Genomic DNA, 13,810 nt, shown 5'->3' on the forward strand with positions numbered 1-13,810 from the left:
CTCTCGATTCTTTTCTTATGGGAAAAAGTCCACAAAAAGGGAAAATGTACCAAACAAGGATATTGGGACAGAAGTGACCATCTATCTTGTTTTCATACATAGGGGTATCTATAATAAAATATGTAATTGAAACCCATTACATTCAGGGAGAGAAAGGAAGTATTATGAAACAGAAAATTCAGAAATTTGGAGGTGCAATGTTCACTCCAGTTCTACTGTTTGCATTTGCTGGTATCATGGTTGGTTTAGCAACAACTTGTATGAATCCGCAAATTGTAGGAGACTTAGCAAATCCAGAATCCATTTGGTTTAAATTTTGGTCCATGATTAGTGCAGGAGCAAACACTGTATTCAATCAACTACCATTATTATTTGCCATATCCTTACCAATTGCATTAGCTAAGAAACAAAATGCAAGAGCTTGTATGGAAACCTTCGTAATCTATATCACATTCAACTATTTCTTAAGTGAGTTCTTAAATCAATTTGGTACAAATATTGGTGTAGACTTTACTGCAGATGTTGGTGGAACGAGTGGTCTAGCTATGATTGCAGGTATCAAAACATTAGATACTGGTATGATAGGTGCAATTATTATCGCTGGTTTAGCAATTTTCTTACACAATAGATACTATGAAAAAGACTTGCCAGATTATTTAGGTGTCTTTAAAGGATCTGCTTTCGTTGTTATGATTGGATTCTTTGTGATGATACCTGTTGCTATCTTAGTAGCGATGATATGGCCACATTTTCAAACGCTATTACTAGGTGTACAGGGATTCTTTAAAGAATCTGGTTACTTTGGTTTGTTCTCTTATAATATACTACAAAAATTATTATTACCTTTCGGGGTTCACCACTTTATATATGCACCAGTACTATTTGATAATGTATTGGTAGAGGGTGGAACTATCGGATATTGGGCACAACACCTTCCAGAGTTTGTAAACTCAACAAAACCACTTGTAGAAGTGTATCCATTAGGTGGTTTCTCAAATGGTGAACTTGCGAAAATCTTCGGTGTTATTGGAGTCGCGTTAGCCTTCTATAAAACAGCAAATCCAAAGAAACGTAAAATGGTTATCGCATTAATGATTCCTGCATGTCTTACTTCGATGATGACTGGAATTACAGAACCATTAGAATTTACATTCCTATTTGTTGCGCCTATGCTTTATATCGTTTACTCTGTGTTATCTGCTGTACTTGCAGTCGCAATGCTTGCGGTTGGGGTTGTTGGTAACTTCGGTCAAGGAATTCCAAACATTATATTCTTGAACCTTGTCCCATTATTTAAAAACAATGTCATGATGTACGTTATGATGTTTGTGGTAGGTATTGCATTTATCTTCATTTATTACTATGTGTTTAAGTTCATGATCCTAAAGTTTGATTATAAAACACCAGGACGCGAAATTGATGAAGATGTAAAACTACTTACCAAAGACGAATATCAAATGTTAAAAGATGGGGAAGTTAAATCAAAAGATAAATATGATGTTGATGGTTTGATTCTTTGCCTTGGTGGTGGAGACAACATTCTTGAAATTAGTAACTGTGCAACGAGATTAAGATTGCTTGTAAAAGATGAAAAAGAAATTCAAAGTTTAGATGAATTTAAGAAATATGGAGCAATTGGTTTAGTAAAAAATGGAGATTCTATCCAAGTAATCATTGGGTTAGATGTTCCAAAGGTTAGAGAAAGCATGGAACTTACATTAGGTAGAATATAAAATCTATCTTAGAAAGGAACTTAATATGAAGAAATTTTCAGTTTTAATTGCTGGAGGAGGAAGTACATATACTCCAGGTATCGTCTTAATGTTATTGTCACACTTAGAGCGTTTTCCACTTCGTTCTATTAAGTTTTATGATAACGATGCACAGCGTCAAAAAATAGTTGCGGATGCATGTGAAGTGCTTATTAGAGAACGTAACCCAGAAATTGAATTCATGGCTACAACAGATCCAAAAACAGCATTTGAAGATGTTGACTTTGTAATGGCACATATTCGTGCAGGTAAATATGCAATGCGTGAATTAGATGAAAAAATTCCAATGAAATATAATGTAGTTGGACAAGAAACATGTGGACCTGGTGGGATTGCTTATGGTATGCGTTCTATTGGTGCTATGTTAGAACTTGTAGATTATATGGAACAATACTCTCCAAATGCTTGGATGTTAAACTACTCAAATCCAGCAGCAATCGTTGCAGAAGCTACACGTAAACTACGTCCAAACGCAAAAATCTTAAATATCTGTGATATGCCAATTGGTATTGAACGTCATATGGCAGAAATATTAGGAATCAAAGATCGTAAAAAACTAGATATTACATATTATGGTTTAAATCATTTCGGTTGGTGGACAAGTGTTAAAGATTTAGATGGAAATGATTTAATGCCTGAATTAAAGAAACATATCTCTAAAAACGGATATAATGTAGATACACAAATGTATCAGCACTCAGATCCAAGTTGGAACGATACGTTCCTTAAGGCAAGAGATGTGTATGCCCTTGATCCTGAAACATTACCAAACACGTATTTGAAATACTATTTATATCCAGATTATGTAGTAGAACATACAGATCCTACCTATACACGAGCAAATCAAGTTATGGATGGAAGAGAAAAATTTGTATTTGGAGAGTGTAAAAAAATAGCAGAAAACCAAAGCAGTGAAGGTGCAGATTTACACATTGATGAACATGCTTCTTATATCGTAGATTTAGCATGTGCATTGGCATATAATACAAAAGAAAAAATGTTATTGATTGTAGAAAACAATGGTGCAGTTGAGAATTTTGATCCGAGCGCAATGGTAGAAATTCCTTGTATCGTAGGTAAAAATGGACCTGAAAGAATTTGTGTTGGAAGTATCCCTCAATTTCAAAAAGGTCTTATGGAACAACAAGTATCTGTTGAGAAATTAGTTGTAGATGCATGGGCAGAACAAAGTTATTTGAAACTTTGGCAAGCACTTACGTTAAGTAAAACAGTACCTAGTGCAGGTGTTGCGAAAGCCATTTTAGATGATTTAATCGAAGCAAACAAAGACTTTTGGCCAGTTCTTAAATAAGAAAAAATTGTATGTCAAAACATACAGTTTTTTTTTACATCGTATCAAAGTATCTTAATTTCGTGTTATAATCAAAATACTGAGGTGAACAACATGAAAATTGCAGAACTGGTAAATGCACATTATAATGAATTATCATCAAACGATATTTATATCTGGAATTACATACAAGAACATCAAAAAGAATGTGCTAATTTATCCATCAATGAATTAGCAGATCGCTGTCATGTTTCTAAGACGACCATACTTCGTTTTGCACAGAAGCTTTCCTTAAAGGGATACAGTGAATTAAAGGTGTATCTAAATTGGGAACAAAGACCAACACAAACCACGACAATTGATCCTGAACTTGTGGATAAGGTTTGTGATACGTGTAAGTATGCTATTGATGAGATAAGAGAACGTGATTTTACAGATATCTGCGCTTTGTTATATCGTTCAAAGCGAATCTTTGTTTATGGTACAGGTGCACTACAGAATTCAGTTGCCAATGAATTACAACGGATGTTTTTATATTGTGGGGAATTAGTATATGTACTTTCTGGTGAGAAAGAAACAGAAATGGTTTTACCGTTTTTAGAATCTAGTGATGTTGTGATTCTTATTTCACTCCGTGGAGAAGGAGATCTTATTACAGATTTCGCATCTAGATTACGATCTAAAAATGTATCTACCATCTCGATAACAAGACTGAAAAATAATGATTTGGCACAAGTGTGTACGAAAAGCATTTATATCACCACATCAAAGGTAATGATTGGAGAACATATTTTACACGAAGCAGCCAACTTATTTTTTATACTTGCGGAGATTTTATTCCTAAGATACTCTCAATACAAAGAAAAAGAAGATGCAAAAAAGTAAGTGAATTTTCTCACTTACTTTTTATAAGGCTTCATGAACTAATGATTTAGTTATAATTACGATTTCCGAAGATAATAGTTCCTAATCGTATCATATTAGAACCGTGCTGAATGGCAAGTTGATAATCAGAGCTCATCCCCATAGATAAGGTATGGATTTTATCTTCTCCATATTCACTTTGCATCTTACGATAAAGAACATTCATCTTTTCAAAACATTCTTCTGTAGTTTCGGGTTTTTCAAGTGGTCCTACACACATCAAGCCTTGAATATCTATATGAGGATATTGCATACAGTGTTTGATAAAACTAGAGCATTCTTCGAATAAAATTCCAGTTTTATTTACTTCACGTGAAATATTTATTTCTACAAGTACTGGCATTACTTTATCAATTTTTGCACATTGTTTTTCAATTTCTTCTGCTAAACGTAAGCTATCCAAACTTTGAATCATACTTGCTAAAGGAACAACATCTTTGACCTTATTTCTTTGTAGGTGACCAATAAAATGCCATTCATAATCTGGATGATACTTCTGTACCATTTCTTGTGCTTTATTTTCACCAAAGATGGTACAACCACATGCATAAGCTTCTGCTATTTCTTCTTTTGTATGCATCTTACTAACTGCAATGAGAGTTACATTTTCTGGTAATCCATTTCGTATTTCATTTAATTTTTTCTTATTCATACGCTCACCCTTTTTCTTTTTATAAATCTATTCTTCAATATCCTCATCAAAGGATTTGCTATCTTGTATTAAACTGTTTAAGGTACGCAATTCATCTGCGTGCAAATATCTCCATTGTCCAACTTTGAGCGGTTCTAAATGTATATTCATGATTCGAACACGTACTAGTTTTACAACCTTATATTGAAATGCAGTACACATTCTTCGAATCTGACGATTTAATCCTTCTGTTAAAATAATACGAAAAGATAAGGTGTCAATTTGTTCTACAATTGCAGGCTTTGTTATTTGATAAGTATTCGCAACAGCATTATAGATTTTAACGCCCTTGCGTAATTCTTGTACGAACTCTTCCTGAATAGGCTTATCTACTTTTACAATATATTCTTTCTCATGTTGATTTACAGAACGCAATATTTTGTTTACAATATCTCCATCATTGGTGAGTAGTATTAAACCACTGGATTCTTTATCTAAACGACCAATTGGAAAGATAGACTCTTTATGGTTCATAAAATCAACCATATTCCCATCAATTGCAGTGTCTGTTGTACACGTGATACCAACAGGTTTATGCAAAACAATATACAACATCTCTTGTTTATGTTCGATCAATGTATGTTCAACCATAACTTTTTGATGTGCTTCGACTTTCGTCGCAAGTGTTGCGATTTCTCCATCAATGGTAACCTTGTGTGCTTCTATCAATCGATCTGCTTCTCTTCTAGAACAGTATCCAGAACTACTGATGTATTTGTTTAAACGAATAGCTTCTTTTTTTTCGTGTTGGATAATGCCAGATGTATCTTCTTTTCGATCTTTTTCAATCTGGAATGCTTTCTTCATTGGAAATAGTTCCTTCCTATTTTATGACACGGATAGTTTCAATTACAGGTTGATCTGCTTTCGCAACAGTTCCATTTTCATCTAATACAGATGTTTCACTTACAATTTTATCTACAATATCCATACCTTCTGTTACATGTCCAAATGCTGCATAGTCACCATCAAGATGTGGTGCAGTTGCGTGCATAATAAAGAATTGTGAACTAGCGGAATCATTATCATTTGAGCGAGCCATAGAAAGTACTCCACGTTCATGTTTGATATTGTTTTCAATGGAATTGTTCGCAAATTCTCCAGTGATATTTTTATCAGAGCCACCTGTCCCATTTCCATTTGGGTCTCCACCCTGAATCATAAATCCATCAATAATACGATGGAACGTTAATCCATCATAGAACTTTTGATTTACCAAGTCTATAAAATTTGTAACTGTAATAGGAGCTGTATCCGCATCTAATTCAACTTTCATAGTTCCCATATCTTTTACAACGATCTCTACGTTATGCTTTCCACTTAATAAGTTTTCATCTTTTGGTTTTGTTTCTTCCTTATCGCTTCCACATGCAGCTAGTGTAATCATGCATGTTAGTATAAACATAGTCTTTATAATCTTCTTCATAAATATCTCCTTTTGCGTATGTATCTATTGTAACGCAAACCCCATGAAACGACAATAAAAACCCACAAGAGTTGGCTCCTGTGGGTCTGTTTTATAACATATGTTTACGTAGTTCTTCGCTTGATTCAGGGTGTAGATAAGCAGGTGCAATATCAAATACGGTTTTACATCCACTCATTCCTTCTTGGTGCATGCGATATGCTGCTCTTGCATAAGCAACTAATACACTAGATGTGAATTCTGGATTGGAATCCAACTTTAATTGATATTCAATCACATGTTTATGTTCATTGTTCCAACCAGTGCTTCCGCTACGAATAACGAATCCACCATGTGGAATTCCACTATGATCACGCTTGAACTCTTCTTCATCAATGAAATGTACTGTTGTATCATATTCATCAAAGTAGTTTGGCATAGTCACAATATCACGCTCGATTTGTGCTAAGTCTGCACCTTCTTTAGCAACTACAAAACATTCTCTTGTATGTTTTTGACGTGTTGTTAGTTCAGGGTTTGTTCCACTACGTACTGCATCTAATGCAGCTTCCACAGGAATTGTATATTGTTTTGCGTCTTTCACACCCTCGATGCGTCGTACAGCATCAGAGTGTCCTTGAGATACACCTTTTCCCCAGAATGTATAATCTTTACCTTCTGTAAGGATTGCACTAGCGTATAAACGGTTTAAGGAGAACATTCCTGGATCCCAACCGCAAGAAATAATAGAGATTTTCTTTGCTGCTTTACTAGAAGCATCCACATTTTCAAAATGTGCAGGAATTTTAGCATGCGTATCAAAACTATCAATTACATTGAAATACTTTGCCATTTCCTTTGTTTGTTCAGGAAGATCATTTGCACTACCTCCGCAAAGAATCATGACATCAATTTGATCTTTCATGTTCATTGCATCTTCCATTGTATATACAGGAGTCGCGCTGTCATGAGGTGTTACAGTGGCTGGATCACGTCTTGAGAAAATTCCAACTAATTCCATGTCTTTTGCTTTTGCTAAAGCACATTCTACACCTCGACCGAGGTTACCATATCCGATAATTCCAACTCTAATCATATATAAGCCTCCTTGTTTTATAAATTCTTTCATATTTTATCATTTATTTTCTGAAAATGCACTTAATTTGTTCCAATATTTATATAATTTTTATAAGTGTAAGCATTAAAGTGACTATTTATGATAAAATAAATCTAAACAAGGGGTATTTATATGAAATATTGTATGCGAATCATAGACGCGAGTGTTATATTCTGTGTCGCCAATTTTATTTGTTTCCCACTATTTGATAATCGCAACGTAGTGTTGTTTCTTTTTGTACTACTTTTTGTATGGATTAATATCTTTCCAACATTTACGAATCGTTGGATGACAACATGGCGATTAAGAATCTGTGCAGATGGATGTGAGCTTTTGATTGTGTTTCTATTATCTACAATCGCAAGTACGATGTATCTAATTTATGATCTTCAACGTACAGATTGGAGAGGCTGGCTTCTTCATTTATTATGTGTATTTATAATAGAAGCGGTAGTTTTCTGGAATGGAATTATACGTGTGTATACGACCTCATATCAATTGAAGCTAAAATGGCGTGTGATTGGAATCATATGTGGTTGGATTCCAATTGCGCAATTCATTGCCTTGTACTATATCATTCGTATTACATATAAGGAAAGCATCTTCGAAAGTAAAAAGATGATCATCAACAAAGAGCGATCAAAAGATAAAATTTGCGAAACAAAATATCCAATTCTTATGGTACACGGTGTCTTTTTTAGGGATTTCAAATACTTTAACTATTGGGGGAGGATTCCAAAAGAATTAGAGCGTAATGGCGCAATCCTATATTATGGAAACCATCAATCCGCCGCAGCTATTGCGGATAGTGGAAAGGAATTGGCAGATAGGATTCAGGCAATACGAAAAGAAACAGGGAGTAAAAAAGTAAATATTATTGCACATTCAAAAGGTGGATTAGATAGTAGATATGCGATATCACAGTTGGGTATGGCCCCCTATGTAGCTTCTTTAACGACCATAAATACACCACATAAGGGATGTGTGTTTGCGGACTATCTATTACATAAAATACCAGTGAAAGTGAAAGAACAAGTAGCGGATATGTACAACGCAACATTAAAAAAGATGGGCGATTTTAATCCCGATTTCTTATCTTCCGTAAACGATTTAACGGCTTCCTCATGTACAAATTTTAATGAACTTGTAGTAGATAAGGAAAATGTGTATTATCAAAGTGTAGGTTCTAAGTTAAATCGAGCAAGAGATGGTCGCTTTCCCTTAAACTTCTCAATGCAATTGGTATCCTACTTTGATGGACCTAACGATGGATTAGTCGCAGAAACTTCGTTTCCATGGGGAGAAAACTTCCGCTTTCTTACAACAAAAGGAAACAGGGGTATATCACATGGTGATATGATTGATTTGAACCGAGAAAATATAGATGATTTTGATGTGCGTGAGTTCTATGTAGAACTTGTACACGAGTTAAAAGAAAAAGGATTTTAAACATATAAAAAGGAACGACTCACATAGAAATCGTTCCTTTTTATGTGGAAAACCACCTGTATATAGAAGGGAATGAAGCAATTCCCTATTGGTAGTATATGATATATCTTGAAAAGGTATACATTTTGCGTAGTTCACAAGTGTTCTAAACATTAAAATCTTTGTGTGATACCCTTTGATTATGATATAATATGTTAGATTGGTTAGGAGTGTTGAAGATGCGCAACGGTCTATTTATTACATTTGAAGGAAATGATGGAAGTGGTAAAACAACCATTTCTAAATTAGCATATGAAAAATTAAAAGAAGCAGGATATCCTGTAATATATACAAGAGAACCTGGAGGAATTGATATTGCCGAGCAAATACGCCATGTCATCCTTGATCCAAAAAATACAGCAATGGATCCTAGATGTGAAGCTTTGTTGTATGCGGCAAGTCGTCGTCAACATTTGATAGAAAAAGTTCTTCCTGCATTAGCAGAAAATAAAATCGTATTATGCGATCGTTTTGTAGATAGTTCTTTAGTATATCAAGGAATCGCAAGAGGAATTGGTTTTGATGAAGTCTATCAAATCAATGAATTTGCAATTGAAGGACATATCCCAAACGCAACAATTTTCTTATCCGTTAGTTTAGAGACAGGATTATCTAGAGTTAGCAATCGTGGTAATCTTGATCGATTAGATAACGAAAGCAATGAATTTCATAAGAAAGTTGCGGAAGGATATGAAATCGTAAAAGAAAAATTCAAAGATCGTATGCATGTGATTGATGCAAATAAAGATATTGATACGGTATTAACAGATACTGTAAATGCTTTATTGGAGATTATTGAACCTCATGTTTAAAGATGTTTTGAAGGAACAGCAACCTGTGGTATATCACACATTAAAGAATGCTCTAGAAAGTGATAAGCTTGCACATGCATATATGTTTAGTGGACCAAGTGGAACACCAAAGAAAGAAACTGCATACTTGTTAGCGCAAAGTATACTATGTGATGAAACAGGATTTGCTTGTGAAACATGCGATACTTGTATGCGCGTATTGCATAATGAATATGCAGATATGATATACATCGATGGAACAAGCGTTTCTATAAAGAAAGATGCAATCCTAAAGCTACAGGTCGCATTTAATAAAACTGGATTGGAAACAAAAGGTAAGAAAATTTATGTTCTTGATCATGCGGAGAATGCTACTCCAGATGCGTTAAATAGTTTATTAAAGTTTTTGGAAGAACCAACCAACGACATGATCGCAATCCTTATTGTGGAACAAATTGATAGAGTATTACCTACCATTGTTTCAAGATGTCAAAACATTCCTTTTACTGCTTTGAACGCGAAACAATGCTATCAAGCAGTGCACGAAGAAGTCAGTGAACTAGACGCTTATATACTTAGCAATTTGATTCGTGCAAAACAAGATATACTAGAAGCGAGTGAATCCGAAGATTACCAACATTCACTTTATGTGTTCAAGGGTATGGTAGAAAGATTTTGCGTATCACCAGATAAAGCATTGCTATTCATGCAAGTTGACGGGTTTCCTGCGAAACAGAAAAAATATGGAAAACAATCGCTTGTATATATCGTAGATATGTTGCACTTGCTTTTCAAAGATTGTATGAAAGATAATCGTGAGACAAGTGATGAATGGTACTTGAAGCAAATGAGTGTCATACAAAGCAAACACATGGATTATGTAAAACTATTGCAAATACTTATGCAGACCAAAGATACATTATTGCGTTCTGTAAATATACAGCTATTGTTGGATAAGATGCTGTATCAAATGAAAGAGGTGACAAGATGAGTCAGGAAAATAAACAGAAATTTCAAGATCATAAAAATGACACACGCCACGAGGATAAAAAACCTCCTCGTATGTATAAATTTGTAGCGTTTGTTTCATTTAAAGAATCCAAGAAAATCTATACGTTTGGTACAGATCACGATGATTACCATGTAGGTGATTTAGTCGTAGTGGAAACTGTGCGTGGATTAGAACTTGGTGAAATTGTAAAAGAAAGTGAAGCTTTCTTCTCCAATGGAATGGAAATAAAACCCGTTCTTCGTAAAGCAAGTGAAAAAGACTTAAAACAAGTTGCGGAGAATGAAGAAAAAGCAAAGAAAGCAATGAAGATATGCAATGACTGTATTGAAAAGTACAAGTTAGATATGAATCTTATCGAAGCAGAATACACACTAGACTGTAGTAAAATTATCTTTGTTTATGTAGCGGATGAACGTGTAGACTTCAGAGAATTACTAAAAGAATTAGCAGGTATCTTTAAGTGTCGTATCGAACTTCGTCAGATTGGACCTCGTAATAAATCTAAGATCATTGGAGGACTAGGAAGTTGTGGAATGGAAACATGTTGTTCAAGATTCTTAAATGATTTTGATGTTGTTTCTATTAATATGGCGAAGAACCAGCTATTGGCATTGAACATTCAAAAGTTGAGTGGACAATGTGGAAAATTAATGTGTTGTTTAAAATTTGAAGATGAACAATACAAACGCTTAAGAGATGGTCTTCCTAAAATGAATTCACAAATTGAATATAAAGGGAATAGATATCGTATTACAAGTATGAATGTACTTCTTCAACAGGTCAAAATTGAAAATAGAGAAGATGTACAGTTTTTAAGCTTTAAAGAATTATGGCCGGATATGGATTTTTCTGATCGGTAGGTGAAAAGCATGATTCGTCAAAAAAGTTTTGAAAATGAACAACCAACATTGTATGTTGTCGCAACTCCCATTGGAAACCTTGGTGAGATGACACCACGTGCTATTCGTATACTTGAAAGCGTTGATGTGATTGCGGCAGAAGATACGAGAAATACCATGAAGCTATTATCTCATTTTGGTATTAAGACACGATTGATAGCGCATCATCAACATAACGAAGCGCAGAGTGCAAATGGATTGTTGGAATTATTACAAAAGGGAAATGATGTAGCCCTTGTAAGTGATGCCGGATATCCTTTGATATCAGATCCTGGTTCTATTGTCTCTAAGAAAGTTATGGAAGCAGGGTTTAATGTAGTTCCTATATCAGGATGTAATGCAATGTTAAATGCACTTGTATCTAGTGGATTGTCTACAGAGCATTTTCTGTTTTATGGTTTTTTGAAATCAGGAGAAAAAGAGAGAATTAAAGAACTCTTTGATTTGAAATATTATCCATTTACCATGGTTTTTTATGAAGCTCCACATCGTATCAAAAAGATGTTGAATAGTGCCTTAGAAGTGCTTGGGAATCGTCAGATTTGCCTTGCTAGAGAACTTACTAAGAAACATGAGGAATTTATTCGTGGTACCATAGAAGAAGTCCTTGAAATTGTGGACGACTTAAAGGGAGAAATGGTGATTGTTGTAGAAGGTTGTGGAGAAGATAGAGCGGATATAGAACTGTCTGCTATGCCTTTGTTACATGATCAAATTAATACCTATGTAGAAGATGGTTTGACAACCAATGAAGCAATAAAAAGAGTCGCTAAAGAAAGAGGCTTATCGAAGAATGATATTTATAAAGAATATCATGGACTAAATTAGTATAAATAGGTAGGGTAGAAATACTCTGCCTTTTCTCTTGCTTTCTAATATTAGAATTATTATAATAATATTAGAAAGTATTAGAAAGGTGAATTCATGAAAAAAGAAGATATGTACACAGAATTTAAAAGAGAATACGTAGACGATTTGAAAAAGACGATTGTAGCCTTTGCTAATAGTGAGGGTGGAACCATATTTGTTGGTATGGAAGATGATGGCAGTGTTAGTGGTGTTAAAAAAGAAGAAATAGATGATGTCATGTTAAAAATAACGAATTCTATTCGAGAAAGTATTTCACCAGATGCGACTATGTACACGAAATGTTTGATAAAAGAAATGGATTCGAAAATGATAATAGAAATCCTTGTTCAAGAGGGAGATTCAAAACCTTACTATTTAAAAAATAAGGGTCTTAAGTCTAACGGTGTTTATGTTCGTCAAGGAGCGTCAAGTGTGTGTGCAAGCGAGCTTATGATAAAGAAGATGATTGTGGAATCTGATGGTGAAAGTTTTGAAAAGAAACGTTCCTTAAATCAAGAGCTATCATTCACATCGTTCATGACAGCTTGCGAAGATATGGAACTTCCAATGAAAGAAAATCAGATGAAAACTCTACATTTCTATACAAACGATAGTATCTATAGTAATCTAGCTTATTTGATATCAGATCAATGCCCTACTACAACAAAATGTGCTGTTTTTGAAGGAAAATCAAAAATAAACTTCTTGGATCACCAAATTTTTGAGGGCTCTATTATAAATCAAATGAAGAAGACAATGCAGTATGTACAACAGTATAATAAAAAGAAATCTACCTATGACAGTTTAAAAAGGATAGATACTTTCGATTATCCAGAAGTCGCAATACGTGAGGCTATCATTAATGCTATTGTGCATCGTGATTATTCTTTAGGAGGAAGTACACTACTTTCTATTTTTGATGATCGAATAGAGATAGTTTCATTAGGATGTTTGATGAAAGGGATTAGTAAAGATGATTTAAGAGTAGGAGTATCTTTATTAAGAAACGAATATTTATCAAACTTATTCTATCGTTTACAATGGGTGGAAGCATACGGAACTGGTATACCTAAAATTGAGGAGAGCTATCGAAATTCAAATGTAAAACCTTTTATTGAACTTAGTGAAAATGCATTCAAAATAACATTACCAAACAGAAATAATACCATCATAACGCAACAAAATCTGAATGAGTATGAAAGCGAAATCGTGAAGCTCTTATTAGAATCTAAGGAAATGCGGCGGAAAGATATTCAGGATTTCTTGCAGGTATCACAAGCAACTGTAATCAATAATTTAAGAAGTTTAATCGAACGAAATGTTATAAATAAAAAGGGTAAAGGAAAACAAACGGTGTATTTTATTGGATAAATTATATATAAATAAGCCTTTGTTTATGCGTGTTTCTGTAGTTTTGTAAAAATTTCATTCAAGAAATTTCAAAAAAATTGTGTCAACCGTTTTTGAAAATGTCTCAAAAAAGATGAAACATAAGCGAAAATAAAATCTCTCACTAAAATGGCAGATCATCATAGATAAAGGCATTATCAGTAATCGGTGATGAGGGAATC

At 34.1% G+C, this 13,810-nt stretch carries 13 protein-coding genes; 9 read left to right on the plus strand and 4 right to left on the minus strand.

Going from position 1 to position 13,810, the window contains the following annotated elements:
- The first annotated feature begins 164 nt into the window (after nucleotides 1-164).
- From ACWG0P_RS03335 to ACWG0P_RS03345, 3 genes are all read left to right on the plus strand, one after another.
- Entirely contained in the window at nucleotides 165-1,733 is a 1,569-nt protein-coding gene (locus ACWG0P_RS03335) for an alpha-glucoside-specific PTS transporter subunit IIBC (RefSeq protein WP_455800480.1), read from the plus strand.
- Nucleotides 1,734-1,758: 25 nt separating this feature from the next.
- A complete protein-coding gene (locus ACWG0P_RS03340) occupies nucleotides 1,759-3,084 on the plus strand; it encodes a 6-phospho-alpha-glucosidase (RefSeq protein WP_455792694.1) in 1,326 nt (441 codons plus the stop codon).
- A gap of 93 nt (nucleotides 3,085-3,177) precedes the next feature.
- Nucleotides 3,178-3,948, plus strand: coding sequence for a MurR/RpiR family transcriptional regulator (locus ACWG0P_RS03345; RefSeq protein ID WP_455792328.1), 771 nt, complete (start codon nucleotides 3,178-3,180; stop codon nucleotides 3,946-3,948).
- A gap of 46 nt (nucleotides 3,949-3,994) precedes the next feature.
- Here ACWG0P_RS03345 and ACWG0P_RS03350 read toward each other — a convergent pair whose 3' ends face one another.
- The 4 genes from ACWG0P_RS03350 to ACWG0P_RS03365 form a co-directional block, all read right to left on the minus strand.
- Nucleotides 3,995-4,639, minus strand: coding sequence for a YggS family pyridoxal phosphate-dependent enzyme (locus ACWG0P_RS03350; RefSeq protein ID WP_455792330.1), 645 nt, complete (start codon nucleotides 4,637-4,639; stop codon nucleotides 3,995-3,997).
- Nucleotides 4,640-4,666: 27 nt separating this feature from the next.
- Nucleotides 4,667-5,485 carry a pseudouridine synthase gene (locus ACWG0P_RS03355; RefSeq protein ID WP_455800481.1) on the minus strand — a complete coding sequence of 273 codons (819 nt, stop codon included), beginning with the start codon at nucleotides 5,483-5,485 and terminating at the stop codon, nucleotides 4,667-4,669.
- 16 nt (nucleotides 5,486-5,501) lie between these two features.
- Nucleotides 5,502-6,104: a peptidylprolyl isomerase gene (locus tag ACWG0P_RS03360; RefSeq protein WP_455800482.1), complete on the minus strand. Its 603-nt coding sequence runs from the start codon at nucleotides 6,102-6,104 to the stop codon at nucleotides 5,502-5,504.
- 91 nt (nucleotides 6,105-6,195) lie between these two features.
- The gene (locus ACWG0P_RS03365; protein WP_455792336.1) at nucleotides 6,196-7,179 is read right to left on the minus strand and encodes a diaminopimelate dehydrogenase; all 984 of its coding nucleotides are present in this window, start codon (nucleotides 7,177-7,179) and stop codon (nucleotides 6,196-6,198) included.
- Between the two features lie 153 nt (nucleotides 7,180-7,332).
- Here ACWG0P_RS03365 and ACWG0P_RS03370 point away from each other — a divergent pair, with 153 nt between their 5' ends.
- The 6 genes from ACWG0P_RS03370 (at nucleotide 7,333) to ACWG0P_RS03395 (ending at nucleotide 13,610) form a co-directional block, all read left to right on the plus strand.
- Entirely contained in the window at nucleotides 7,333-8,649 is a 1,317-nt protein-coding gene (locus tag ACWG0P_RS03370) for an esterase/lipase family protein (protein ID WP_455800483.1), read from the plus strand.
- A gap of 218 nt (nucleotides 8,650-8,867) precedes the next feature.
- Nucleotides 8,868-9,500 (plus strand): dTMP kinase, encoded by a 633-nt coding sequence (gene tmk, locus ACWG0P_RS03375; RefSeq protein WP_455792340.1) that lies wholly within the window; start codon nucleotides 8,868-8,870, stop codon nucleotides 9,498-9,500.
- Nucleotides 9,493-10,470: a DNA polymerase III subunit delta gene (locus ACWG0P_RS03380; RefSeq protein WP_455800484.1), complete on the plus strand. Its 978-nt coding sequence runs from the start codon at nucleotides 9,493-9,495 to the stop codon at nucleotides 10,468-10,470. Before tmk ends, ACWG0P_RS03380 begins: the two co-directional genes overlap by 8 nt.
- Nucleotides 10,467-11,351: a regulatory iron-sulfur-containing complex subunit RicT gene (gene ricT / locus ACWG0P_RS03385; protein ID WP_455792344.1), complete on the plus strand. Its 885-nt coding sequence runs from the start codon at nucleotides 10,467-10,469 to the stop codon at nucleotides 11,349-11,351. The genes ACWG0P_RS03380 and ricT overlap by 4 nt, the downstream gene beginning before the upstream one ends.
- Before the next feature lie 9 nt (nucleotides 11,352-11,360).
- Nucleotides 11,361-12,218: a 16S rRNA (cytidine(1402)-2'-O)-methyltransferase gene (gene rsmI, locus ACWG0P_RS03390; RefSeq protein ID WP_455800485.1), complete on the plus strand. Its 858-nt coding sequence runs from the start codon at nucleotides 11,361-11,363 to the stop codon at nucleotides 12,216-12,218.
- Between the two features lie 96 nt (nucleotides 12,219-12,314).
- Nucleotides 12,315-13,610 (plus strand): RNA-binding domain-containing protein, encoded by a 1,296-nt coding sequence (locus ACWG0P_RS03395; RefSeq protein WP_455800486.1) that lies wholly within the window; start codon nucleotides 12,315-12,317, stop codon nucleotides 13,608-13,610.
- Nucleotides 13,611-13,810 lie beyond the last annotated feature (200 nt).

Source organism: Amedibacillus sp. YH-ame6 (genome assembly GCF_053848845.1).

Excerpts from the sequence above, each read along its gene's own strand:
- tmk (WP_455792340.1), top strand. The coding sequence starts at position 8,868 with ATGCGCAACGGTCTATTTATTACATTTGAAGGAAATGATGGAAGTGGT.
- ACWG0P_RS03350 (WP_455792330.1), bottom strand. The coding sequence starts at position 4,639 with ATGAATAAGAAAAAATTAAATGAAATACGAAATGGATTACCAGAAAAT.
- ACWG0P_RS03395 (WP_455800486.1), top strand. The coding sequence starts at position 12,315 with ATGAAAAAAGAAGATATGTACACAGAATTTAAAAGAGAATACGTAGAC.
- ACWG0P_RS03355 (WP_455800481.1), bottom strand. The coding sequence starts at position 5,485 with ATGAAGAAAGCATTCCAGATTGAAAAAGATCGAAAAGAAGATACATCT.
- ACWG0P_RS03380 (WP_455800484.1), top strand. The coding sequence starts at position 9,493 with ATGTTTAAAGATGTTTTGAAGGAACAGCAACCTGTGGTATATCACACA.
- ricT (WP_455792344.1), top strand. The coding sequence starts at position 10,467 with ATGAGTCAGGAAAATAAACAGAAATTTCAAGATCATAAAAATGACACA.
- ACWG0P_RS03365 (WP_455792336.1), bottom strand. The coding sequence starts at position 7,179 with ATGATTAGAGTTGGAATTATCGGATATGGTAACCTCGGTCGAGGTGTA.
- ACWG0P_RS03370 (WP_455800483.1), top strand. The coding sequence starts at position 7,333 with ATGAAATATTGTATGCGAATCATAGACGCGAGTGTTATATTCTGTGTC.
- rsmI (WP_455800485.1), top strand. The coding sequence starts at position 11,361 with ATGATTCGTCAAAAAAGTTTTGAAAATGAACAACCAACATTGTATGTT.
- ACWG0P_RS03335 (WP_455800480.1), top strand. The coding sequence starts at position 165 with ATGAAACAGAAAATTCAGAAATTTGGAGGTGCAATGTTCACTCCAGTT.
- ACWG0P_RS03360 (WP_455800482.1), bottom strand. The coding sequence starts at position 6,104 with ATGAAGAAGATTATAAAGACTATGTTTATACTAACATGCATGATTACA.
- ACWG0P_RS03345 (WP_455792328.1), top strand. The coding sequence starts at position 3,178 with ATGAAAATTGCAGAACTGGTAAATGCACATTATAATGAATTATCATCA.
- ACWG0P_RS03340 (WP_455792694.1), top strand. The coding sequence starts at position 1,759 with ATGAAGAAATTTTCAGTTTTAATTGCTGGAGGAGGAAGTACATATACT.